Raw genomic sequence first — 23,031 nt, 5'->3', positions numbered from 1 at the left:
TCACCGCCCCCGATCCGCCTTAATTATACGGACCCCGCGTCAAGCCCGCCCCCACCCGCGAGCTGCCGCGCGAGCAGGACCAGGGCCGAGTGGTCCAGCTTTCCGCGGCCCGTGGCCACCAGGGCTCCCAGGAGCTCGTGGGTGATGGCGGTTCCGGGAAGGGGCACCCCGTAGGCCCGTCCGGCCTCCAGGGCAAGGCGCAGATCCTTGTGGTGCAGCTCCACCCGAAAGCCCGGGACGAAGTTGCCCTCCAGCATGCGCTGCCCGTGCACCTCCAGGATGCGGCTATAGGCGAAGCCCCCGAGCAGAGCCTCCCGCACCTTTGCGGGATCCACCCCTGCCCGCTCCGCCAGCACCAAGGCCTCGGAGACCGCCTGGAGGGTGAGGGCTACCACGATCTGGTTGCAGGCCTTGCACACCTGCCCCGCTCCATGGGGTCCCAGGTGCACGACGTGCCGCCCCAGGATCTCGAAGAGGGGACGGCATCGCTGGAAGACCTCCGCGGGCCCTCCCACCATGATGGCGAGGGTTCCCTCCTCCGCACCCCGCTGTCCACCGCTGACGGGTGCATCCAGCATCTCGATCCCGCGCTCGTGCAACCGTTTCGCGAAGCTCCGGGTGGCCTCGGGCGATATGGTGCTCATGTCGATGAGCACCGAGCCCGGCCGCATCCCCTCCACGAGTCCCTCTGGCCCGAAGAGCACCCGCTCCACGTCCGGGGTGTCCGGAAGGACGGTGATCACCACATCCGAGGCCTGTCCGACGCCCTTCGGGGATCCCCCATCCGTGGCTCCCAGGGCCACCAGTTCCTCCACGGGCGCCCGGCTCCGGTTGTGCACCACCAGGCGGTACCCGGCCCGCAGGAGGTTGCGGGCCATGGGTCTGCCCATGATCCCGAGGCCGATCACGCCCACCCGGGTGGTCTCCGGGGTCACCCTCATGACGTTCCCTCCTGGAGGTGTGCCCGCACCCGCTGCAGGGCTGAGGAGGCCGCAGCCGCCAGAAGGCGGCTGTCGCTGGCGATGCCCACGAACCGGAATCCCTGCGCGATGCGGCGGAGCGCCTCCTCCGGATCTGAGGCCAGGTACCCGGCGGCCTTGCCGTGCCCCAGGGCCGCGGAGAGCACCTTCTGCACCGCCTCCTCGTACTCCGGTGCCTCGAACCGCCGGAAGCACCCTACGCTCGCGGAGAGATCGTTGGGCCCCACAAAGAGGACGTCCACCCCCTCCACGGCCGCAATCTCCTCCGCCTGCTCCAGTCCCTGCACCGTCTCCACTTGGCAGATCACCAAGGCCTCCCGGTTCCAGGCGGCGAAGTACGCCGGGAGGTCCAGGCCGTATCGGCTCGCCCGGGTGCCCGCGACCCCTCGAATCCCCTCGGGAGGGTAGCGGGAGGCTAGGACGGCCCTCCGGGCCTCCTCCGGAGAACTCACCAGGGGAACGATCACGCCCATGGCGCCCCGATCCAGGGCCAGCTTGATGAGGGCGGCGTCGTTGGCCGCCACCCGCACGATGGGGGTCACGCCGGTCCCCCGCATGGCCCGCAGCTGGTGCTCCACCGTCTCCCAGCTGGCGGGCCCGTGCTCCGTGTCCACCACGAGCCAGTCCGGTTCGAAGGCACTCAGCAGCTCCGCCACCGCCGGGCACGGAAAGCTCAGCCAGTGTCCGATCACGGGAAGGCCCCGCTGCAGCCGGCGTTTGACCCGGTTTTCCATCAAGGAAGCACCTCCCGCATCCACCCGAAGGACTCCGCGCTCGGTCCCTGAGGCCGGTACTCCGCACTTACATATCCCGTGTACCCGCTTGCCGCAATCCGGCGCAGCAGGTAGCGAAAGTTGATCTCACCGGTGCCGGGCGGTCCGCGATCCGGGGAATCCGCAATCTGGATGTGGCCGATCCTGTCCACGTGCCGGGTGATGGTGTCGGTGAGGTTCCCCTCGCTGCGCTGCATGTGGTAGACGTCGTACTGGAACTTCAGGTTGGGCTCCGCCACCTCCTCCAGGATCGCGAAGGCTTCCGCGGAGGTGTGCAGGAAGTAGTCGGGAGCATCGTGGGGGTTGAGGGCCTCGAAGAGCAGCAGGATTCCCCAGCGCTCAATGGCCCGGGCCGCCTCCCGGAGGTTCTCCACCAGAACCCGGCGCTGGTCCGCCCGGGGGATGTCCGGGAGGGCGTTTCCCACCAGTACGTTCAGGCGGCGGCATCCCAGATGCTGCGCCACCTCGATCCCCAGCTCCACCGTTTCCCGGAAGCGCTCCCGCCGGTCTGGGTGACATGCGTACCCCCGTTCCCCAGCGGCGAAGTTCCCCACTTCCAGGTTGAAGAGCACGAGTTCCAGCCGTAGCCGTCGCAGCTCCCGGGCGATGGCCCCCAGATCCTCCCCGTAGGGGAACCAGAACTCCACCGCGGAAAACCCCGCCCGGCGGGCGTGCTCGAACCGTTCCAGGAAAGGGAACTCCGTGAACAGGATGGAGAGATTGACCGCAACCCGCAAGGAAAGTCCTCCTGGGCATCCTCCAGGACGAGAATTGGCCACGGGGCCGCGCAACCCTGCTCAACCTATCGGTCGGGAAACTCCGGCACGGGCAGGTAGCGGCCCAAGGGTTCCGCCACCACCAGGGCCAGGAGGGCATTGAGGGCCGCCTTCACCGCGTTGAAGGGAACGATGGCTGGAAGCAGCAGCCCCGCCACCCGAGCCGGTGGCATCCCGAACTCCAGGTACAGGATCACGAAGTTAGCGGGGATCATCACCAGCACCCGGGCACCCATCCCCACCAGGGCCGCGGCCAGGAGCCGCCAGGGGAAGGCACCGCCCATGCGCCGGTAGGCCCATGCGGTCACGGCCACGAACGTGCCCGCGGCAATGAAGTCCGCGAGGGGCCCGAAGGGTCCTTTTGCCCGGAACAGGAGGAAAAGCACGTCCTTCAGGAACACCACCAGCACCCCGGTGCCGGGACCGTAGAGGACCCCGGCCACCAAGGCGGCGGCGTCGCTGGGATCGTACTTCAGAAAGGGGGCCTGAGGTAGGATCGGGAGCTGCACCGTAGCCATGAGCAGGAAGGCCACCGCCACGAGCAGCCCCGTCATCACCACCCGGTGTGCCCGCACCTCTCGCCTCCGAGGCATGGAATCCGTCTGGATGCGGGACTTCTACGAACAGGATCCCCCTTCCTGCCAACGCGTGGGCCCCGACCGCTGTCGGGCGGTCTACCGCCGGCTTCTCGACGGCTCCACGGCGGTTTCCCGGACGGGTCAGAGCGGGCTGAACCGGTCAGGGCTCAGGGGCACCAGGTCTTCGGGTTCTTCCCCCGCCACGAGCTGCGCTACCAGCTCCCCGGTCACCGGGGCCAGGGAGATGCCCAGGGTCCCGTGGCCGGTTGCTACCACCAGGTTGTCCAGACCCCGCGGCCTACCCACTACGGGGAGGCCATCCGGCGTGCACGGCCGGAGCCCGGACCAAACCACCCCTCCCTCCGGCTCCAGCCGCAGGTACCGGGAGGTAGCCCTGCGGATGGCCCTCACGCGCCGGGGGTTGGCGGCGTCCTCCCCTATCCCCAACTCCAGGGTGCCCGCCAGTCGCACCCGGGGCCCCTCCGCACGACTCCAAAGCGGAGTCACAGCCACCCGGGCCTCGCTGAGCATCAGGGGGCTTCCCGGTAGGGACCCACCGGCCAGGGTCACGCTGTATCCCTTGGCGGGGAGGACAGGGAGGCGCACCCCCACAGGGCACAACAATGGCCCGCTCCACGCGCCCGCGGCCACCACCACCGCCGCCGGCCGGATCTCCTGCCCGTTCCATTGCACCGCCACCATCCTGCCGCGCCGCTGAAGGCGCGCGGGGCAACCCGCCCGCACCTCCACGCCGAGGCACAGGGCGCGCTGCGCCAGGGCCTGCACCAGGGCCGCGGGATCCAGGTGGGCGTCGTGGGGAAAGTACACCGCACCGGCCACCTCAGGTCGCAGCAAGGGCTCCCGCTCCCGCGCGGCCTCGCCGTCCAGCACCTCCGCGACCATCCCCTCTCGGCGGAGCCGATTGACCTCGTGCAGGAAGGCCCGGTACTCCCGCTCGTCCAGGAAGACAGAAAGCGAGCCGGCCCGGTGCCATCCGAAGTCCAGTCCCTCCGCCGCCAGCTGCTCGTACAGTTCCAGGCTCCGGCGCTGCAACCGCACCAGCAGGGGGACGGCAAGGCGTACGTGCGCGTCCGTACCGGACCTTAGGAAGCGCCATAGCCAGGTCCACAGGTTTCTGTCCGGCCGCAGAGGCACGTACAGGGGGCTTTCGGGGTCCAGCATCCACCGCAGGCCGCGCCGCACGACACCGGGCTCCGCGAGGGGGAGGCTGTGCGAGGGCGCCACCAACCCTGCATTCCCCCAGGAGGCGCCTGCCCCGGGGTGTTTGCGTTCCAGGAGGAGCACCCGCAGCCCATCGCGCGCCAACGCGCACGCGCAGCACAGGCCTATGGCACCCCCACCCACCACGACCACGTCGGCTTTGTCCACGGAATCCTTCCCGCGTCCCAGGACGGGAACCTGGAGCTTGGTGGCCCCAGGGGAATTCGAATCCCCGTCTCCGCCTTGAGAGGGCGGTATCCTAGGCCTCTAGACGATGGGGCCACCCACCGCTGCCGCTGGCTGGGGGAGGAGGATTCGAACCTCCACTAACGGGTCCAGAGCCCGTTGTCCTACCGTTAGACGATCCCCCACCGGCCGCCCATCATTATTCCCGAACTCCGCCTCCTCTGTCAAACGCCTCCGGCCTCCTCTGTCAAACGCCTCCGGCCCGCTACGCCACCCCTGCCAGGGCTCGGGCCTCTTCCAGCCGTCGCAGCACCCGCTCCTTTCCCAGTACCTCCATGAGCTCGAACAGCCCGGGGCCCACCGTCCGTCCGGTCAGGGCTACCCGCACCGGATGCACCACCGCCCGCATCCCGAGCCCGGAAGCCTCTGCGAACGCCCGGAGGGCCTGCTCGATGCGGTCCGCGTGGAAGGGGTCCACGGGCTCCAGGGTCGCCCGCACCTCGGCCAGGAGCTCGGACGCGCCCGCGAGATACCTGGCCACCGCCTGAGGGTCGTAGCGGGGTCGGTCCAGGAAGAAGAAATCCGCGTAGAGCACTAGATCGGATCCCACCTTCAGCCGGTCACCCAGGATCCCGATCACCCGCCGCACCAGGCTTCGCTCCGCCTCCGTCACCGGCTCTTCCAGCAGTCCCCGTCGGACCAGGTAGGCGGTCGCTAGGTCCACGAGCCGATCAGGGTCAGATTGCCGCAACTGACGCAGGTACTCTCCGTTCATCCACACGAGCTTCTGCCGGTCGAACACGGGGCTCGCACCCTTGAGCTCCCGGATGTCGAACCGCTCGATGAGCTCCTCTGTGGGGAAGAGCTCCCGGCCGTCCTCCGGATACCAGGCCAGGAGGGCGAAGAAGTTCCGCAGGGCCTCCGGCAGGAAGAGCTCGTCCCGGTACTCCCGGAGGGCGGTATCCCCGTGTCGCTTGCTGAGCTTCTTCCGGTCCGGCCCCAGGAGGACGGGGAGGTGGGCGAAGGCGGGGGGAGTCCAGCCCAGGGCGTGGTACATGAGAAGCTGACGGGGGGTGTTCCCCAGGTGCTCCACGCCCCGCAGGACGTGGGTGATGGCCATGGTGTGGTCGTCCACCACGTTCGCGAAGTTGTACAGCGGGGTACCGTCCGAACGCACGATGAGGAAGTCATCGAGCTCCGCGAGGTCAAACACGACCTCCCCTCGGATGAGGTCCTGGACCACCACCGCCCTCCGCCCTTCCCGTTCCTGCAGCCACCCGGGATCTCCGAGGGAGGGATTTCGGAACTGCTCCACGTGAAACCGCAGCGCCGGCCGCCGGCCCTCCGCCTGCAGCCTCGCACGTTCCGCATCGTCCAGGTTCCGGCACCGGCCGGAGTATCGAGGAGGTCGGCGCTCTGCCTCCGCCCGCCGTCGTTCCGCCAGGAGTTCCTCGGGGGTGCAGTAACACGGGTAGGCGACTCCCCGGCGCAGGAACTCCTCCGCGTAGCGGGCGTAGAGCTCCCTCCGCTCCGTCTGGCGGTAAGGACCGTAGGGTCCGCCCACGTCCGGACCCTCGTCCCAGTCGATCCCCAGCCACCGCAGATCCTCACAGATGGCCTGCTCGTATTCCACGGTGGAGCGGGAGCGGTCCGTGTCCTCGATGCGGAGTACGAAGACACCTCCGTGGTGGCGGCTGAACAGCCAGTTGAAGAAGGCGTTCCACGCTCCGCCCACGTGCAGGAACCCCGTGGGGCTCGGCGCGTACCGCGTCCGAACGCTCATGTCCTCCTCCCGGGGCTAACCGGATTACGTGAACAGGGCGCTCACGGACTGATCCGCGTGGATGCGGCGGATGGCCTCCGCCAGCAACGGTGCTGCGGAAAGCACTGTGATGTTGGCTCGCCGCTTCTCCTCGGCCACCGGAATGGTGTTCGTCACCAGGAGTTCCCGGATCTCCGGGCGGGCGAGCCGTTCCAGGGCTCCCGGAGCCAGGATGGGATGCGTGGCACACAGGTACACCTCCGGCCGCGCCCCTGCCCGCAGCAGCGCCTCTACCGCCACCTCCACCGTCTCCGCCGTGGCGATCATCCGGTCGATGAGGATGGGCGTGCGCCCCTCCACCTCGCCCACCAGCTGCACCGGCGTCTTGCCGCCCTCGGCCCTGCGCTGGAACACCACCGCAAGTGGCAGGCCGAGACGATCCGCGAGGCGCTTGGCCTGCTTCACTGCGCCGTCGTCCGGCGCCACCACCACCCCGTCCGAGATCTGACGCTGCCGGAGGGCCTCCGCGAACAGGGGGAGGGCCCGCAGGTGGTCCACGGGGACGGTAAAGAACCCCTCGATCTGGTCCGCATCCAGGTCCATGGTGAGCACCCGATGGATCCCCGCCACCGTGAGCAGGTCGGCCACCAGGCGCGCGGAGATCGGCTCCCGGGGTGCGGACTTCCGGTCCTGCCGCGCGTACGCGTAGTACGGGATCACCGCGGTGATCCGCCCCGCGCTGGCCCGGCGGAGGGCGTCGAGCATGATGAGGAGCTCCATCAGGTTCTCGTTCACGGGATGGCACAGGGGCTGGACCACGAAGGCGTCCACCCCCCGGGCGTTCTCCTCGTACCGCACGTAGATCTCCCCATCCGCGAACCGTCGGATGTAGACCCGGCCCATGGGGATCTCCAGGTAGTCCACGATCTCCTGTGCCAGACCAGGGTTCGCGGTTCCGGAGAAGACCTTCAGGGGTCCGTAGTCCATCCCCAACCGGATCCTACCACGTGGCGGCTCTTAGGCGCGGTCCGACGGGGGTGCGCTCGCCCGGCCCGACCGCCGCGCCTCCACCAGGAACCGGATGGCGGTCCGCTCCTCGCCGTTGATGAGGACCTTGGTGAAGGCGGGGACCACCACGATCTCCAGGCCGTTGGGCGCCACGAACCCCCGTGCGATGGCGATGGCCTTCACCGCTTGGTTCACGGCACCGGCTCCGATCGCCTGCAGCTCCACGGATCCGTGCTCCCGCAGGATCGCCGCGATGGCTCCGGCCACCGCCTTCGGGTTTGACTCCGCAGAGACCTTCAGCACCTCCGGCACCGACTCACCCCCGCGTGTCCTGTCGCGTGTTTGTATTCCGCCTTCCCCCTGGCTTCTCCTCTCCCCTCCGGAGGACCAGCCACACGAAACGCACCAGGGCGAGTTGGCGGCGCCACCGGCGGGGTTCCTGCAGGAGGCGGTACAGCCACTCCAGGTGCACCCGCTGTACAAAGCCCGGTGCCCGGCGGACCCGGCCCGCGAGCACATCCAGGCTCCCGCCCACCCCCATGGCCAGCCGTACCCCGAGCTCGGGAAGGTGGCGGCTCAACCACTTCTCCTGCCGGGGCATCCCCATCCCCACGAACAGCAGGTCCGCGCGGCTCTCCGCGATCCGCTCGACCACCGGTCCGTCGTCCGGGAAGTACCCGTGGTGGGTGCCCGCAATCCGCAGGCCGGGGTGATTTCGGAGGAGGGTGCGGGCTGCCTGCTCTGCCACTCCCTCGGCTCCGCCCAGCAGGAACACCCTCAGCCCTGCGCGCGCCGCGTGGGCGCAGAGGGCCTCCATGAGCTCGATGCCGGGGACCCGCATGGGCAGCGGCTGCCCCAGCCTCCGGGACGCCCACACCACGCCGATTCCATCCGCGACCACGAGATCCGCCCTCCGGAGTATCTCCGCAAACTCCGGATCGTCCTGGGCCCGGACCACCGCCTCGGGATTGGCGGTGACCGCCAGGTGCGGCCGCCCGTCGGCCACCATGCGGATGCACGCCGCCACCGCACCCTCCAGATCTACAGGGTCGAAGGGAACTCCCAGGACCCACACCCGTCCGCCCATCCGTCCCTAGAGGGGTACACCCCCCAACAAGGCGGCGACGGCCCGGGCGGGGAGCCGGGCCCGGGCTGAAAGCGGGGGAACCGCCTTCCGCAGCTGCTCCACTCTGGACTCCCGATCCCGCCACGCGCGCTCCACGGCCCCCCACAGGCCGCGGGAGAGTTCCTCCAGGGAAACCACCTCCAAGCCGGGGAGCTGGTCCGCCAGGGCCTGAACCTTCGGATCGTACGCAATACCCACGGGAACGGCCCCTGCCAGGGCCGCGAAGAGGAGGGCATGGAGCCGCATGGCCACCACGAGACCCGCGCCGCAGAAGACCCGCCAAGCCTCCTGGGGCGAGCGCACCACCACGAGGTCCTCGGCCCGCACCCGGCGGGCCAGGACTTCGTTCAGCCCCCGATCCATGCTTTCGTGGAAGCACACCACCCGTACCGGAATTCCGACCTCGTCCTGAAGCCTCGCGATGGCCTCGACGATGGGATCTAGGGATACCCCCGGCCAGGGACGGAGGGAGACGCCGATCCACGGGGAGCCCTCTCCGGGCCCGGGAGTCGGCAACCCGAGGACGGGATCGCAGACTACCTCGACGGGGTCCCGCACGCCGAGGTGTCTGAGGAGTCGGGCGCTTGGGGCATCCCGCACCGTGAGGCGCGCGGCGTGTCCCATGGCCCGTCGGGTCGTCCACCGACTGAGGCGCCGCCGGAGGGGGCCTATGCCCTGCGCGTACACCACCAGGGGCCTGCGTTCCCTGGCGGCGAGCTCGTGCAGCCAGGCGTAGTAGAGTGGGCTCCGCCAGCTGGTGGCGTCCTGGAAGAGGCTACCTCCGCCGCTCAGGACCACCACACTTTCCCGCATGGCCCGCCGCACCCCTTTGGGATCCGTGCGCAGGACGCTCTCCGTGCCGTGCAGGGCGGATGTGGCCTCAGGGTCCGCGGAGAGCACACAGAGCCGGAGGTTCGGAAGAACCTCCCGCAGGTGCTGGCGCATGGCCCACAGCACCGCCTCGTCTCCTACGTTGCCGAAGCCATAGTAGCCCAGGACCACCGCCCGCATGGGCTAGGGAGGGAGCTGTTCGCGAATCGCGGCCTGCACCAGCACAGGATGCCCGGGGGCGGGAAGGAGCCCCCGGGGCCGGAGGAGGAACCACGCCACTACCCAGACCGCCACCCCGATCACGGTTCCCAGCAGCAGACCGTTGGCGGTGCGCCAGAGGGTATAGAGGATGGGGGTGTGGAGGTGGGCGAAGGAGTTCACGAGTCCCGCCTGCCCGACGGCTCCCACCACGACCAGGGGGAGGCCCCATCGCCGCATACCCACGAGATACGCGGCAACGCCGAGCAGCAGGGCGGGGTGGCCCACCAGGTACTCTTTCGTGCGGGGCCGGGCTCCCATGGCCGTCTCCAACGCCGTACGCAGTCGCTCCTCCAGATCGAGCATGGGCAGGCTCACGTTGCCGGTACGCAGCACCAACAGCAAGCCCGCGGATCCCAGCACCACCAGGATCAGGGCTGTTCGAAGGGAGAGGGGCCGGTCCATGGCCCGCCACAGCCTCCGCCACGGAGGGTCGGCGGTTGTCGGCTCCGAGAGCTCCAACAGCAGGATCAGGACGAGGGGGAGGACGGTGGCCGCCTTCACCCCGAAGAAGACCTCGAAGGCCAGCAGGAAGGGCCAGTCCGTGAGCAGCGCGGCCACCAGGAATCCCCCCGCGGTGGATCCCAGGGAGATAAGCCACAGCCGGCCCACGGCCTCCAGCAGCACCCGACCTCCGGAGACCGCCCGCGGTCCGCCCCGGGGTAGACCTGCGTGGATCGCGAGGGGGGGGATGACCACGGCACTCAGGAGGGCCGTGAGCTTGCGCGCCCACAGCTCGGAGACCATACCCAGCCCCAAAAGTCCAACCCATCCCGCGCCCACCAGGACCACCGCTCCGAGGGGAGAGCAAGTCCTCCCGACGAGGAGGACGAGCGAGAGCACACCCGCCGCTACGGCCCCTAACCCCGCGGCGTACAGCACGGGGCGCGGAAGCCGCAGCATCGGAAGCGGAGCCGCCCGTCCGCGCTGGAAACCGGCGGTCTGCAGGTCGGCGACGAGGGATCGGAGGTAGTGGAGGTTGTACGCCACGGGATCCACGCCTCCGGGCACAGACTGGAACGGCCGAATGTAGAGGATCCGGAGGTTGCGCTCCCGGGCCGCCCGCAGGAACCGCTCCCGGGCCGCCGGAGGGTTCATGCGATCTAGTTCGTCCTGTCCGATGCTGAACACCCGCACCACCCGAGGCATCATCCGGACCGCCAGGCTCTGCTCTCCCCGCATCCGGCGCGCCGCGGTGAGGACCTCCACCCGTCCGTAGACCGCGCCGATCTCCCGGAGGACCGCGGCCGCCTGAGGGATCAGGTGTTCGTACCCGAGAACCTCCACCCCCTCGAAGATCAGGGTGAGACCATGTCCCAGCGTTCCGTATGCCCGGACCCGTTCCCGCAGGCGTTCCGCATCCAGGGTCCGCACGTTCCGGGGCCGCAGGACCACCCAGAACCCCCGCCGCTCCCATCGCCGGACCTCCCAGGGAAGGAACCCGAGGCCGACCTCCTCCAGATCCTTGCGCCACCCGAGGAGCTCGTACACGAGGGGATTCCGGAGCACGAGGCGGATCCGGTGGGCTCCCAGGGCGTTCCGAAAGCCCTGCTCCACCAGGGTGGCCACGTCGGGTCGAAGTGGCAGTACGTATACGGACCGGAGGAGGTCCGGCCGACGCGTCAGGGCGGAGAGAGCCGCAGAGAGGCGGCCGGTCCGCGCCTGCGCCAGCAGTTCCGGGCCATCGAGGACCGCCACCAACCCCGCATCCTCCAGGCGCCGCAGGGTCTGCTCGTACACCGCCACGCTGGTGGCTCCCGCCTCCCGCAGCGTCCGCCAGAACCCCTCCTCCTCCAGGCCCTCCCGCCTGGCCACGAGCCGCCAGCCCTCGCTGTCGAGGACGAGCTCCACGGTGCGGTAGGGAGCTTCCACCCCGTGGCGCTCCCAGACTACCGCGAGGGAGGCGAAAAGACCCAGGAGGATCAAGGGGGGAAGAAGCCGCACCCCTATCCTCTTGCCCGAACCCGGTCTGTGGCCGCCTGAGCCCGCAGGTAGGCGTAGATGAAGGGATCCAGCTCGCCCTCGAGCACCGCCTGCACGTTCCCCGTCTCCACGCCCGTCCGGTGGTCCTTCACGAGGGTATATGGATGGAGGACGTATGAACGGATCTGGTTCCCCCAGGAGGCATCGCGGTGTTCCCCCCGCAGCTGCTGCAATTTCCTCTCCTGCTCCCGTCGGTAGTGCTCGTATAGGCGGGCGGCGAGGAGGCGAAGGGCGGTCTCCCGGTTGGCGTGCTGGCTGCGCTCGTTCTGACACTGCACCACGATCCCCGTGGGCAGGTGCGTAATGCGGACCGCGGTCTCCACCTTGTTCACGTTCTGCCCGCCGGCCCCCCGGGACCGGAAGGTCTCTATCCGCAAATCCTCCGGCCGAATGTCCACCGTCACGGGCTCCACCTCTGGGAGAACCTCCACCAGGGCGAAGGAGGTGTGACGCCGGTGGGCCGCGTCAAAGGGCGAGATGCGCACCAGGCGATGGGTCCCCCGTTCCGCCTTCAGGTACCCGTAGGCATACGGCCCCCGCACCATCACCGTGGCGCTCTTAATCCCCGCCTCCTCGCCCAAGGAGAGGTCCACCACCTCTGCCTCGTACCCCTTGGAGACAGCCCACCGCAGGTACATCCGGAGGAGCATCTCCGCCCAGTCCTGGGAGTCCGTCCCTCCCGCGCCCGCGTGGATGGAGAGGATGGCGTTGGAGGGATCGTGCTCACCGGAGAGCAGGGTCTCGATCTCCAGCCGCTCCAGCCGGGCGTGTAGGGTCTGGGCCTCCTCCCATAAAAGCCCGAGCTCCTCAGGATCCTCCGGCCCCCGGATCAGCAGCTCCTCCAGGTCCAGGAGCCCCCGTTCCAGCGCCTCGAAGGCCACCAGCTGCGCGCGGAGGCGCCCCAGCTCCCGGCCTACCTCCCGGGCCCGCTCCGGATCCGACCACACCTCGGGGCGGGCAGCTGCCTCCTCCAGCTCCTGGATGCGGCGCCGGATGCGATCCAGGTCAAAGGTGCCCCCTGATCTCCCGGAGTCGCGCCAGGTCCTCACCTACCTGGGCCCGCAGTTCGTCCAGGGTAGCATACGTCATCCTTCCCTCACCTCTCCGCGATCATGGTATCCGCTGCGGAATCCCCGCAAAACCGCAAACCGGTGGGAGGGGATCAGGATTCCCGGCCGCAGCACTTCTTGTATTTCTTACCGCTGCCGCAGGGGCAGGGGTCGTTGCGCCCCACCTTGGCCCCCACCACCACAGGCTGGGGCTTGGGGGGAGTCGCCGCGCGGTCGGTGGAGGCCGGGAGGGCTCCCAGGATGCGGTCCGCGTCCGGACCCGCCTGGGCAGTAATGCGGGCCACGGGTCGGAGGACGCGGGGGATCTCGCGCTCCACCCGCACCCGGAGGAGGTCCCGGACGGTGTCGGATTGGATGGCCCGCAGCATCTGCTGGAACATCTCGTACGCCTCCCGCTGGTACTCCACCAGCGGGCTTACCTGTCCGTAGGCCCTTAGCCCGATCCCCTCCCGCAACTCGTCCATGGCATACAGGTGGTCTATCCACTTGCGATCGATGTGGGAGAGGAGTACTATCCGCTCCACCTCCCGCATCACCTCCGGGCCCACCGCCTCCTCCTTGGCTTCATAGGCCCGGAGCACGGCTGTGGTGAGGATCTCCTGAGTCTCCTCCCGGGAACGGCCCGCCAGGTCCTGGAGGGAAATGGCCAGGATCTCCGGAACAGGTGCCAGCTGCTCCAGCTCCTGGAGCATGCCCTCCAGATCCCACTCCTCGCGGGGAAGGGAGGCGGGGCAGTAGGTCTCCACCACCTCCGCCACGACCCGCTCCATCATGTCCAGCACGTTCTCTCGGAGGTTCTCGCCGAAGAGCACCTTGCGGCGCTCCCGGTAGAGGGTCTGCCGCTGCACGTTCATCACATCGTCGTACTCCAGAAGGTGCTTGCGGATGTCGAAGTGATACTGCTCCACCCGCTTCTGCGCCGCCTCAATCTGTCGGGTAAGCAACGGGCTCTCGATAGGGGTATCCTCGTCGATGCGGAACCGATCCATGATGGCCGCGATGCGTTCGCCTCCGAACAGGCGCAGGAGCTCGTCCTCCGCGGAGACATAGAACCGGCTGCTGCCGGGATCCCCCTGGCGGCCGGAGCGCCCTCGCAGCTGGTTGTCGATGCGCCGGGCCTCGTGTCGCTCCGTGCCGATCACGTGCAGCCCCCCGAGCTGCCGGACCTTCTCTGCTTCCTCCGGATCCGGGGGATTGCCGCCGAGGAGGATGTCCACCCCGCGGCCCGCCATATTGGTGGCGATGGTGACGGCTCCCAGGCGTCCGGCCTGGGCGATGATCTCCGCCTCCCTCTCGTGGTACTTGGCGTTGAGCACCTGGTGCGGAACCCCCTCCTGACGCAGCATCCGGGACAGCATTTCGCTCTTCTCGATGGACCGGGTCCCCACCAGCACGGGACGGCCCTTCTGGTAGCACTCCTTGATCTCCTGCACCACGGCCCGCCACTTGGCCGCCTCCGTCTTGAACACCAGGTCCGGGAGATCCACTCGGATCATGGGCTTGTGGGTAGGGATCACCACCACCTCGAGACCGTAGATCTTTCGGAGCTCCTCCTCCTCCGTCTTCGCGGTCCCCGTCATGCCCGCCAGCTTCTCGTACATGCGGAAGTAGTTCTGGAGGGTGATGGTAGCTAGGGTCTGGGTCTCCCGCTCGATCCGCACGCCCTCCTTGGCCTCGATGGCCTGGTGCAGTCCATCCGCGTACCGCCGGCCGAACATGAGCCGGCCCGTGAACTCGTCCACGATGATCACCTGGCCATCCTTCACCACGTAGTCCACGTCCCGCTTGTAGCAGGCATGGGCCCGCAGGGCCTGGTGGACGTGATGCATGAGGTCCAGGTGCTCCGGGTCTGTGAGGTTGTCCACCCCCAGCATCTGCTCCACCTTCCGAATCCCCGCTTCCGTGAGGGTGGCGGTCTTCAGCTTCTCGTCCACGGTGTAGTCCTCACCGAGGCGCAGTCGACGCACCAAGCGTGCAAACTCGTAGTACTTGCGGGTGGATTCCTCCAACTGCCCGGAGATGATGAGGGGGGTACGGGCCTCGTCGATGAGGATGAAGTCCACCTCGTCCACGATGGCGTAGTAGAGCTCCCGCTGCACGATGTCCTCTGGACGCAGGGCCATGTTGTCCCGGAGGTAGTCGAATCCGAACTCGTTGTTGGTACCGTAGGTGACGTCCGCCAGGTAGGCCTCCCGTCGGGAGATGGGACGGAAGTGGTTCAGGCGGTCGTCCGCATGGGGCTTGGGGTCCTGGTAGGCGGGATCGTAGAGGCCACTGAACTCATGCGCAATGGCCGCCACCCGCAGCCCCAGGGTATGGTAGATGGGCCCCATCCAGCCCGCGTCCCGGCGGCTCAGGTAGTCGTTGACGGTGACCACGTGCACCCCGCGGCCTAAAAGCGCGTTGAGGTAGACGGGCAGGGTGGCCACCAGGGTCTTCCCTTCCCCCGTTTTCATCTCCGCCACCTTGCCCTCGTGCAGCACGATGCCGCCGATGAGCTGGACGTCAAAGTGTCTGAGCCCGAGGGTGCGCTTGCTGGCCTCCCGCACCGCGGCAAAGGCCTCGGGGAGGAGATCATCCAGGGTCTCGCCGGAGCGCAGGCGGGTCCGGAACTCCTCCGTCTTGGCCCGCAGGGCCTCGTCCGAGAGGCGCTCGAACTCCGGTTCCAGCCCGTTGATGCGTTGCACCGCAGGCAGGTAGCGGCGCACCGCCGCGTCCTCTCCCCGCCCGAACAGCCTCGCCAGAGTCTTCAGCATGGGCTCACTCCCTTTCAGTATAAACCGCCGGATGAGGCCGGGGGTTCCGTCAGAGCCCTCTCGGGACGTACGTGACCGGAGTGCCGAGGGGTACAAGGACCACCCAGAGAGGGCCGGACGGGAGCAACAGGCCCCGGCCCTGGGAATCCGTGAACGCCGTAGGAGTTTCCTCGGAGGCTCTCTCCCATCGACCCTCCACCGCGCGTCCGTAGGCAAAGATCAGGGCCCTCCCCTGTCCCACCACCCCGACTTCCGAGACGTCCACCCTCCCCGACCGCCCCCCCCGCCACGTGACGAACTGGACCAACACGGCCCGAGCCCACACCGGCGCCCCGGTGAGGGCATCGAGATGTGGCCGGCCCGCGGTGGTCCGGAGGTAGCGGCCGTCCTGGTAGACGAACTCGGCCTGGAACCCCTTCATAACCCCGATCCGGATGTGACCCGCGGCGGGACCGTAAGGCTCCGTGTAGGTGAGGGCAGCGGGCCGCGGAAGCACGGGAGGACGGTCATAGCCCCGACGCCGCATGACCTCCCGGATCCGGGGAACGGCTCCGTAGAGGTTGTGGGGCATGCGCCGGTCCCGGCTGCGCCAGAATGGCTGCGGAGTCCAGAACTCGTTGACCACGGGGTAACGGTGGGCGCGGATCCACTGGAAGGCGGGGAGGCTCTGCCCTGCGTGGGCCACCACGGCATCCAGCTCCTGGGCGATCTCCAGGAACGCGGGCCGCACGCTGCGCACGGGTCCCACACGGGCCGGTTCCTGGCCGTTGAACACCGCGAGGAAGCGGGGAATCCGAGCCTCCGTAGGGATCTCGTAGAGGAGGCACGCGAAGCTCAGTCCGCTCTGCGGCCGGGCGCGCGGGTCGTTGTCCACGACCACCCCCACCAGCCGTCCGTCGTGGGTGGGGGCACAGGCGGTCACTAGACTCCCGGAGAGGGTGTAGCCCGGCTTCACCTGCCGGACCATATCCCCCGGCGCCCGCAGGCGCAGGGGAGGCAGGCGGGAGAGATCGGGCCGGACCGCGCACCCCGCGAGGAGCGCGGCCCATGCGCAGGCCCACGCCACCCGCCTCATTCCACCTCGAGGAGGCCCAGCTGCCCGTCCCGCCGACGGTACAGCACCCGAACGTGTCCCGTGTCCGCGTCCCGGTACACGAAGAAGCTGTGGCCCAGCAGCTCCATCTGGACGGTGGCCTCCTCTTCCGTCATGGGTTTGGTGGTGAGCTGCTTGCGGCGCACGATCTGCGGAAGGGGTTCCGGGAACTCCTCGGCCCTTCGCGCCTCCTCCGCCTCCACCTCCTCCTGGCGCCGCCGGCGGGCCTCGTCCAGACGGCGCTTGTGGATCCAGCGGTCCCGTACCTTCTGGATCTGCCGCTCCAGTTTTTCGGACACCAGGTCCACGGCCGCGAAGAAGTCCGGCGCGGCCTCCTCCCCCCGCAGCACAAAACCGTCTCCGTACACCGTGACCTCCACGAGGGATTCGCGTCCCTGGTTGCGATCCCGGCTGGTCCGGAGGACCACCTTTGCCTCCTGAACGTGGTCAAAGAACCGGGCCAGCCGTTCGATTTTCTTCGTTGCATACTGGCGCAGATGCTCGTTGAGCGTCACGTTCTTGGCCGTGAGGACGATGTTCATCGTGCACTCCCGCTCAGGAATCCCTTCCCTGCCGTCTCCGGTAAGCCCCGGGGTTCCCCAAAGGCCCCAAGACCGTTCCGGGTACCCCCATTGTACTAGGAGTTCGAGCAGGAGACGTCGAAGGGACCCTGGGATCGGCGCCATGGGGGTCCTGTTCCTGGAGATCAAACGGCGACCGGACGGCCGCGAGGAGGTGTTCCCGTGCGAACTCCTCCTCCGGGACGCAGACCGCGTGGTGCTCCGTTACGTGATCACGCACCCCTGGCGGGTGGACGACCTATCCTTGGATCCCGGCACGGTCACCTATGGCCATTTCTGGGTGGACCGTCCGTACAACGTGTACCACTGGGTCACACCGCACGGGGAAACCCTGGGGTGGTACATCAATCTGAGCGGGGAGGTACGGCTGGAGGCGGATCGGATCGCCTGGCTCGACCTGGCAGCCGACGTGCTTGTTCTGCCCAATGCACAGCCGAAGGTGCTGGACGAGGAGGAGATGGGATCCCTCCCGGAAACCCTGAGGGTCCAGGCGCAGCAGGCGCTTGCGGAGATCCTTGCTCGCTGGCCCTCCATCGTGAAGGAGGTGACCGCCGCCACCCACCGCCTGCTCTCCGCCGCAGAGAGGGGGGCCTGGTGAGATGGGGAACATATGTTCCCCATTGCTTTTTGCTTTAAATCCGTGGTAAAAGAAAACCGTCAGCGGCAAGCGATCCAGAGGGGTCGAGGCCGGGGAACCGACCGAGGTCACTTTGGAAGCGCAGCCGCTGACGGTTTTCAGACCCTTCTCCGCTTCCGGACCCAATCCCGAACCTCCTCACGGGTCACCTCCCAGGCATGCCAGGCGGCGTTGCGGGCGATGCTGTAAGCGGCCTCCTCGAATTCGGGGGGAAGCTTCCGGGCCCGAAGGGCGGCGCGGAGGTCGAGGGGGAGGTGTGGGAGCACATCCCGCTCGAAGTCCATCTTCTGCAGGAAGGAGAGGATTTCGTCGGGAGGTATGCACCCACTGATTTCCGCGGGCAACTGCTCCAGCCGGTGGAGGAGCTCCAGATGACGCTGGTGCAGCTTCGCCTCCAGGCGCTCCAGCGCCTCCACGGTCCCCTCCTGAGCGGGGGCTTCCGTATAGCCCTCCAGAAAATACGCCGGGGGCCGGTTGAGGACCTCACACAAGCGAAGGAAGGTGAGGAACTTGGGGAAGGCCTTACCCCGTTCCCAGTCTCCCACCGCTACCGCGCTCCGCAAGCCCAGCAGCCTCGCCAGCGCCCGCTGCGAGAGCCCCGCGGCCGTGCGGGCCTCGTAAACCCGTAATCCGAACGTGCGCAGAACCTCCGCCACCAGCCGGCCCATCCATCCCCTCCTCACGATCTATTCTATCAAAATGGCTAACTTTACCTGACAGTACATCGAATTAGACCGAGAAATTTGCACGGTTAAACCGTGCAATAATGCGATCAAATGTTTTCCAGATCCGCTGTCGGAATTCCAGCAACTTCCTTGCCAGGTTCGCAGGATCCCGCTCATTGAGTTCGAATAGGCAATCGAAAACCATTTGTCTCGATTGGGGGATTTATGTCGGAGCGTCCGGCGCAACCTGCCCACCCCCCGGATCCCCTGGAGGACACCCTCCACCGACGGCTGTACCGTCTCCACTGCCCTCCCCCGGAGCGGTTGGGGGAGTGGCGTCTCGGCCTCCTTGAGGCTCCGGAGATCCCGGACCACCTGACCGTCTGCCCCTACTGCCGGGAGGAGCTCCGGTGGCTGGACGCTCTGTTGGCAACGGGCGTCCCCCAGCTCGGGCGTCGAATCCTTCTGCTTCGCCCGATCCCCTCCCTTCCCCCTGCCTTCGCCTTCCGGGGAGAAACGTCCCCCTCCCGAGCCGCATACGCGGAAGAGGGATACACGCTCACCCTGGAGGTGGCCGGAGACCCCCGAGATCCCGCTTGCAGATCCGTGTTCGGAATCCTCGGAGGGTACAGGACCCCTCCTCGAGGAGAGGTGATCCTCTCCTCGGCCTCGTTCTCCTTCTCGGCTCCCCTGGACGACCTCGGGCAGTTCGCCTTCTCCCAGGTTCCCATAGGCCACTACGAACTCCGCGTTGTACTCGAGGAACTTGAACTTCGCGTAGAGTCCCTGGAGCTCCGTTAGCCTGATGCGGATTCCCGTGGCGCTCGCGTTGGCCATTGCGCTTGGGACGGGTTCCTTCCCGGGGCCGACGGAGAAATCCCTCCGGACCGGGGATCCTCTGGCCCTCCTCGCGGAGCGCGGGATTCTGGAATCCGCCGAGGAGAAGCACCTCCGCCCCGTGCTGCGGGGAGAGTACGTGCGGTGGCTGGTGCGCGCGAAGGGCCTGCCGCTGGATTCCGGAGTCCGCACACCGCTCCCGGACGTGCCTCGGGAGATGGCGCCCTTCGTGCACGCGGCCCTGGCTCACGGAATCCTCAACGTGCAGGGGCTGTTCCGGCCGCACGCCCCCCTTACCCGACAGGACGCGATCCTGTGGACGGTGCGGGCCCTGGGACACGCGTGGGAGGCCGCCGCCCTCGCGGACCATCCGCTCCCGTTCGAGGATCTCGATCGGATCTCTCCCTCCTACCGAGGAGCAGTAGCGGTAGCCCTCCTCAGCCGTCCCTCCCTCCTCCCAGACCCCTCCTCCCGCAGGTTCCGCCCCCTGGCCCACGTCAGCCGGACGGAAGGAGCCTTCCTGATCTGGACCCTACTCCAGGCCCTGGAGAACGGCACCCGTCTGCGCGTACTGCACCTCCTTCGCCCCGGCGTGCTGCTGACGGTGGAGAAACGGGGAGCGTTGCGGACGCTGCCCGTCTGGCGGGTGCAGGTGGGGGCTTTTGCGTCCCTCCAGAACGCTCACCGTCTGGCCCAGGAGATCCGGAAGCGGGGACTTCCCGTTTTCGTGGACCTCCTCGACGGGCTCGCGAAGGTGCGGGTGGGGTCGTTTGGGAGCCGGGTGGAGGCGGAATTCCTTCGTACCCGTCTCGCGGAGGAAGGCTATCCTACGTGGGTCATCTCCACCCTGCGTGACTTCGACTCCCTGCCCGGACCCCAGTGGACGGCCACCCTCCGGATCACGAGGGGAAGCGGAAGGCTTCGGGTGGCCCTTGCCCAGGACCGGGTAATGGGGCGGGAGCGAACCTCCGCCATCGCGCAGCGATCCGGAGCCGTGGCCGCGGTGAACGGCGGGTACTTCGCTCCGGAGGGAGATCCGGTGGGAGGGGTGATGATCCAAAGGGAATGGGCGAGCGAACCCCTCCCCGGCCGTTCGTGCCTCGGGATCACGGACACGCAGGAGGTGGTGTTCGACACGCTGGAGTGGAGGGCGGAAGCGGTGACCGCTTGGGCAACCATCCCGATCCAAGGACTCAACCGCACGCGGGGATCCGGTGAGGTGGTGCTGTTTACCCCCCGGTTCGGCGGAACCCCCCGGGTCCAGGTGAGGGGTGTGGAGGTGGTGGTTTCTGGGGGGATGGTCCAGGAGGTCCGAGAGGCGCCGCCGGCCTGGGTCCCCCCTGACGGATTTGTCCTCTCCGGTCACGGGGCTCCCGGGGCGTTGCTCGCCAGACTCCGAGTCGGGGATCCCGTGCACGTGCGGATTCGCGCGGAGCCCTCCTCCGGAGATCCCCGCTGGCAACAGGTACGGGACATCCTGTGCGGAGGTCCGAGGCTGCTGAGACGGGGCCAACCGGTACCGGATCCGGAAGGGTTTCCGGAGGCGTTCCTCTACCGGAGGCATCCGCGGACCGCGATCGGGGTGGATCCGGACGGTACCGTGATCCTCCTCGTGGTGGACGGGCGCGCCCCCGAGCACAGCCTGGGGATGACCATTCCAGAGCTCGCCGCGGAGATGCGGCGGTTGGGTGCCGTAGAAGCCTTGAACCTCGATGGCGGCGGCTCCACCACCCTCGTGGTCCACGGCCGGGTGTGGAACCGGCCATCCGATGAGACGGGAGAGCGCCCCGTGAGCGACGCCCTCCTGCTGCTGTCCCCGTGAGCGAACCGATCAGGAAGGGAATCGGACGAGCTCTTTTCCTCCTGCTGCTGGTGGGAGTCTACCATCTCCCGCTGTCCGCCCACGCCCGATTGGTGGGGTCGACCCCTCAGAATGGGGCCGTGCTCTTCATTCCCCCTTCCGTGGTCCGCGCCTGGTTCAACGAGGAGCTAGATCCCTCCAGGAGTCGGATCGAGGTCCTGGATCCGCGGGGACGCCTAGTTGCCCGGGGTGGCGTGGACCTGGAGGACCTGGATCGGCGGAGTCTCATGGTCCGGGTGCGGCGTCTGGCCCCGGGAACCTACACGGTCCGGTGGGTCGCGGTCTCCGCGGATGACGGATACGTGGCCAGGGGGCTTTTCCGGTTCACCGTCCGGGGAAGGGCAAGCCATTCGCTACCTTCCCCACTCCTCCCGGATGGGCACGTCCACGAGGTATGGCCGTCCCTCCTCCCGGGCCTTCCGAAAGGCATCACCCACCACATCCCCGAGGGTACCCGGCTCCTCCACTCGAACCCCCCCCGCGCCGTATCCCCGGGCCACGGTCGCATGATCGAGGCCCGGAAGCTCGATGCCGGGAAGTCCAGGGAGGGACTCCGAGGTCCTCAGGAGCTCCCGGACCCCGACCTCCACCGCGAGGTATTTGCGGTTGTTGAGAACCACCACCAGCACCGGTAGGCGTTGCTGGACCCCCGTCCACAGGGCTTGAGGAGTGAAGTGCAGGCTTCCGTCCCCTACCACGGCCACCACCGGCCGATCCCCCAGTGCCATCTGCGCCCCCAGGGCCGCCGGGACTCCCCACCCGAGCGACCCCCCGGCTGTCCGGAACAGCCCGCCCAAGCGCACGGGAAATCCCGCCAGAAACGCCCAGCATGAGCGGACGGCTTCCTCCACCACCACCGCCTCCTGGGGGAGGACCCGGCCTAGGACCTCGCCCACCTGGAACGCCGTGAGGGGCCGCATCCCGGCTTCCCGGCGGCGCTGCTCCGCCCGCTGCGCTTCCCACCGGGCCCGCAACTCCGCCACCCACCTCCTCCGGGAGGCCCTGCGGTCCTCCAGGGAGGAGCGTTCCAAACGCCCCGCCTCCACCAGGTCCCGCAACAGCAGCCCCACGTCCGCCTGGACCGCCAGATTCGGCGGATACAGACGGCCCAGTTCCCCGGCATCGGGGTGCACATGGATGAGGAAAGCCCGAGGCGGGACCTCCTGAGCAGGAGCGGGGGCGAACTCCACGAACAGGATCGCTCCCACCACCAGCAGTACCTCCGCTTCCGCCACCGCGGGGTGCCTGGGATCGTAGATCCCCACGAAGTGCGGATCCTCCACGGGATACGAGGGCTCGAGCAGGGTGCGCCGCGACTCCCACAGGACGGGAAGTTCCAGCGCATGCGCGAGCTGCACCGCGTGCTCCACCGCCCCCCGGCGCGCCACCTCCGTCCCCACCACGAGCACGGCCCGCTCCGACCGGCTCAGATGCCCCACGATCTCCCGTACCGCCTCCGGGTGCGGGCGGGAAGGGAACGGAAGGGGCGCAGGACGTGGAGGATCCACGGAGACCGGCGCGGCGAGCAGGTTCTCGGGCACGATCACGTACGCGGGGCCCCGAGGCCAGGCCAGGGCCTGCTGGAAGGCCCGTTCCACATCTTCCGCCACCTGCTCCGGATTCAGGGTCTGGTGCGCCCACTTCGTCAGGGGACGTACCAGGGCCGTGGTGTCCGGAAGCGTGGTGAACCCGCCGCGTCCCAAGATCCGGGTGTCCTTGTGGCACGCCAGGACCACCACGGGAACCCGATCCCGCCACGCGTTGTACAGCAGGCTCAAGCCCCCCAGGGTCCCCACCGTGGTGTGCAGGTTCACCACGCTCACACCTCCACTCGCCCGGGCGTATCCGTCCGCCATGGCCACCGCGATCCCCTCCTGCAGGGCCAGCACGTACCGGATGTCCGGCACCTCCCGCAGGGCATCCAGCACCGCAGCCTCCGTGCTGCCCGGCAGGCCGAAGAGGAACCGCACGCCCCGGGCTCGCAGAACCCCCAGCAAGGCGTACGCAGCCCTCACCTGCCCCGTCTCCGTGCCGCGCATCTCCTCACCT

The 23,031-nt window shown here is 68.4% G+C and carries 20 protein-coding genes and 2 tRNA genes; 3 read left to right on the top strand and 19 right to left on the bottom strand.

The annotated features are described in order from the left end of the window. Positions 1 to 23: 23 nt before the first annotated feature. From N0A24_03160 to raiA, 17 genes are all read right to left on the bottom strand, one after another. Positions 24 to 941, bottom strand: coding sequence for a 2-hydroxy-3-oxopropionate reductase (locus tag N0A24_03160; GenBank protein ID MCS7172399.1), 918 nt, complete (start codon positions 939 to 941; stop codon positions 24 to 26). Continuing rightward, complete coding sequence (locus N0A24_03155; GenBank protein ID MCS7172398.1) at positions 938 to 1,714, bottom strand: aldolase/citrate lyase family protein; 777 nt, start codon at positions 1,712 to 1,714, stop codon at positions 938 to 940. Before N0A24_03155 ends, N0A24_03160 begins: the two co-directional genes overlap by 4 nt. Then, the gene (locus N0A24_03150; GenBank protein MCS7172397.1) at positions 1,714 to 2,490 is read right to left on the bottom strand and encodes a TIM barrel protein; all 777 of its coding nucleotides are present in this window, start codon (positions 2,488 to 2,490) and stop codon (positions 1,714 to 1,716) included. Before N0A24_03150 ends, N0A24_03155 begins: the two co-directional genes overlap by 1 nt. Before the next feature lie 65 nt (positions 2,491 to 2,555). Beyond that, positions 2,556 to 3,104 carry an ECF transporter S component gene (locus N0A24_03145; protein ID MCS7172396.1) on the bottom strand — a complete coding sequence of 183 codons (549 nt, stop codon included), beginning with the start codon at positions 3,102 to 3,104 and terminating at the stop codon, positions 2,556 to 2,558. A gap of 144 nt (positions 3,105 to 3,248) precedes the next feature. Then, positions 3,249 to 4,496, bottom strand: coding sequence for an FAD-dependent oxidoreductase (locus N0A24_03140; GenBank protein ID MCS7172395.1), 1,248 nt, complete (start codon positions 4,494 to 4,496; stop codon positions 3,249 to 3,251). A gap of 38 nt (positions 4,497 to 4,534) precedes the next feature. Beyond that, a tRNA-Glu gene (locus N0A24_03135) sits at positions 4,535 to 4,610 on the bottom strand. Positions 4,611 to 4,625: 15 nt separating this feature from the next. Continuing rightward, a tRNA-Gln gene (locus N0A24_03130) sits at positions 4,626 to 4,699 on the bottom strand. Positions 4,700 to 4,779: 80 nt separating this feature from the next. Next, positions 4,780 to 6,297: a glutamate--tRNA ligase gene (gene gltX, locus N0A24_03125; GenBank protein ID MCS7172394.1), complete on the bottom strand. Its 1,518-nt coding sequence runs from the start codon at positions 6,295 to 6,297 to the stop codon at positions 4,780 to 4,782. Between the two features lie 24 nt (positions 6,298 to 6,321). After that, positions 6,322 to 7,263 carry a ribose-phosphate pyrophosphokinase gene (locus N0A24_03120; GenBank protein ID MCS7172393.1) on the bottom strand — a complete coding sequence of 314 codons (942 nt, stop codon included), beginning with the start codon at positions 7,261 to 7,263 and terminating at the stop codon, positions 6,322 to 6,324. A gap of 30 nt (positions 7,264 to 7,293) precedes the next feature. Further along, entirely contained in the window at positions 7,294 to 7,596 is a 303-nt protein-coding gene (locus tag N0A24_03115; protein ID MCS7172392.1) for a stage V sporulation protein S, read from the bottom strand. 4 nt (positions 7,597 to 7,600) lie between these two features. Beyond that, a complete protein-coding gene (locus N0A24_03110; protein MCS7172391.1) occupies positions 7,601 to 8,371 on the bottom strand; it encodes a WecB/TagA/CpsF family glycosyltransferase in 771 nt (256 codons plus the stop codon). Between the two features lie 6 nt (positions 8,372 to 8,377). Next, positions 8,378 to 9,421 (bottom strand): polysaccharide pyruvyl transferase CsaB, encoded by a 1,044-nt coding sequence (csaB, locus tag N0A24_03105; protein ID MCS7172390.1) that lies wholly within the window; start codon positions 9,419 to 9,421, stop codon positions 8,378 to 8,380. A gap of 3 nt (positions 9,422 to 9,424) precedes the next feature. Then, positions 9,425 to 11,443: a DUF5693 family protein gene (locus N0A24_03100; protein ID MCS7172389.1), complete on the bottom strand. Its 2,019-nt coding sequence runs from the start codon at positions 11,441 to 11,443 to the stop codon at positions 9,425 to 9,427. Positions 11,444 to 11,445: 2 nt separating this feature from the next. Beyond that, a protein-coding gene (prfB, locus tag N0A24_03095) for a peptide chain release factor 2 (protein ID MCS7172388.1) occupies positions 11,446 to 12,571 on the bottom strand; the annotation gives its coding sequence in 2 pieces (ribosomal slippage) (positions 11,446 to 12,501 and positions 12,503 to 12,571; 1,125 coding nt in all). Between the two features lie 73 nt (positions 12,572 to 12,644). Further along, a complete protein-coding gene (gene secA, locus N0A24_03090; protein ID MCS7172387.1) occupies positions 12,645 to 15,308 on the bottom strand; it encodes a preprotein translocase subunit SecA in 2,664 nt (887 codons plus the stop codon). Between the two features lie 49 nt (positions 15,309 to 15,357). Further along, a complete protein-coding gene (locus N0A24_03085) occupies positions 15,358 to 16,383 on the bottom strand; it encodes a DUF3048 domain-containing protein (GenBank protein ID MCS7172386.1) in 1,026 nt (341 codons plus the stop codon). Continuing rightward, positions 16,380 to 16,943, bottom strand: a complete 564-nt coding sequence (raiA, locus tag N0A24_03080; GenBank protein ID MCS7172385.1) for a ribosome-associated translation inhibitor RaiA — start codon at positions 16,941 to 16,943, stop codon at positions 16,380 to 16,382. Before raiA ends, N0A24_03085 begins: the two co-directional genes overlap by 4 nt. A gap of 142 nt (positions 16,944 to 17,085) precedes the next feature. Here raiA and N0A24_03075 point away from each other — a divergent pair, with 142 nt between their 5' ends. After that, positions 17,086 to 17,580 (top strand): DUF402 domain-containing protein, encoded by a 495-nt coding sequence (locus N0A24_03075; GenBank protein MCS7172384.1) that lies wholly within the window; start codon positions 17,086 to 17,088, stop codon positions 17,578 to 17,580. A 137-nt stretch (positions 17,581 to 17,717) separates the two neighbouring features. On the opposite strand, the gene N0A24_03070 is transcribed toward N0A24_03075, so the two are convergent. Further along, a complete protein-coding gene (locus N0A24_03070; protein MCS7172383.1) occupies positions 17,718 to 18,287 on the bottom strand; it encodes a helix-turn-helix domain-containing protein in 570 nt (189 codons plus the stop codon). 222 nt (positions 18,288 to 18,509) lie between these two features. Here N0A24_03070 and N0A24_03065 point away from each other — a divergent pair, with 222 nt between their 5' ends. After that, positions 18,510 to 19,085 carry a hypothetical protein gene (locus tag N0A24_03065; protein ID MCS7172382.1) on the top strand — a complete coding sequence of 192 codons (576 nt, stop codon included), beginning with the start codon at positions 18,510 to 18,512 and terminating at the stop codon, positions 19,083 to 19,085. Positions 19,086 to 19,089: 4 nt separating this feature from the next. Beyond that, positions 19,090 to 20,943 carry a phosphodiester glycosidase family protein gene (locus N0A24_03060; GenBank protein ID MCS7172381.1) on the top strand — a complete coding sequence of 618 codons (1,854 nt, stop codon included), beginning with the start codon at positions 19,090 to 19,092 and terminating at the stop codon, positions 20,941 to 20,943. Positions 20,944 to 21,335: 392 nt separating this feature from the next. On the opposite strand, the gene N0A24_03055 is transcribed toward N0A24_03060, so the two are convergent. After that, positions 21,336 to 23,021, bottom strand: coding sequence for a thiamine pyrophosphate-binding protein (locus N0A24_03055; GenBank protein MCS7172380.1), 1,686 nt, complete (start codon positions 23,019 to 23,021; stop codon positions 21,336 to 21,338). Positions 23,022 to 23,031 lie beyond the last annotated feature (10 nt).

This window comes from Armatimonadota bacterium, assembly GCA_025059775.1.
Taxonomy (GTDB): domain Bacteria; phylum Sysuimicrobiota; class Sysuimicrobiia; order Sysuimicrobiales; family Sysuimicrobiaceae; genus Sysuimicrobium.
This window is presented reverse-complemented; position numbering and strand designations above follow the sequence as displayed.

Bases quoted from the DNA above. Each gene is read 5' to 3' on its own strand.
- N0A24_03070 (MCS7172383.1), bottom strand. From the start codon at position 18,287: ATGGGCCGGCTGGTGGCGGAGGTTCTGCGCACGTTCGGATTACGGGTT.
- N0A24_03110 (MCS7172391.1), bottom strand. From the start codon at position 8,371: ATGGGCGGACGGGTGTGGGTCCTGGGAGTTCCCTTCGACCCTGTAGAT.
- N0A24_03120 (MCS7172393.1), bottom strand. From the start codon at position 7,263: ATGGACTACGGACCCCTGAAGGTCTTCTCCGGAACCGCGAACCCTGGT.
- N0A24_03085 (MCS7172386.1), bottom strand. From the start codon at position 16,383: ATGAGGCGGGTGGCGTGGGCCTGCGCATGGGCCGCGCTCCTCGCGGGG.
- N0A24_03060 (MCS7172381.1), top strand. From the start codon at position 19,090: ATGCGGATTCCCGTGGCGCTCGCGTTGGCCATTGCGCTTGGGACGGGT.
- N0A24_03075 (MCS7172384.1), top strand. From the start codon at position 17,086: ATGGGGGTCCTGTTCCTGGAGATCAAACGGCGACCGGACGGCCGCGAG.
- N0A24_03055 (MCS7172380.1), bottom strand. From the start codon at position 23,021: ATGCGCGGCACGGAGACGGGGCAGGTGAGGGCTGCGTACGCCTTGCTG.
- N0A24_03065 (MCS7172382.1), top strand. From the start codon at position 18,510: ATGTCGGAGCGTCCGGCGCAACCTGCCCACCCCCCGGATCCCCTGGAG.
- N0A24_03155 (MCS7172398.1), bottom strand. From the start codon at position 1,714: ATGGAAAACCGGGTCAAACGCCGGCTGCAGCGGGGCCTTCCCGTGATC.
- N0A24_03160 (MCS7172399.1), bottom strand. From the start codon at position 941: ATGAGGGTGACCCCGGAGACCACCCGGGTGGGCGTGATCGGCCTCGGG.
- gltX (MCS7172394.1), bottom strand. From the start codon at position 6,297: ATGAGCGTTCGGACGCGGTACGCGCCGAGCCCCACGGGGTTCCTGCAC.
- secA (MCS7172387.1), bottom strand. From the start codon at position 15,308: ATGCTGAAGACTCTGGCGAGGCTGTTCGGGCGGGGAGAGGACGCGGCG.
- raiA (MCS7172385.1), bottom strand. From the start codon at position 16,943: ATGAACATCGTCCTCACGGCCAAGAACGTGACGCTCAACGAGCATCTG.
- csaB (MCS7172390.1), bottom strand. From the start codon at position 9,421: ATGCGGGCGGTGGTCCTGGGCTACTATGGCTTCGGCAACGTAGGAGAC.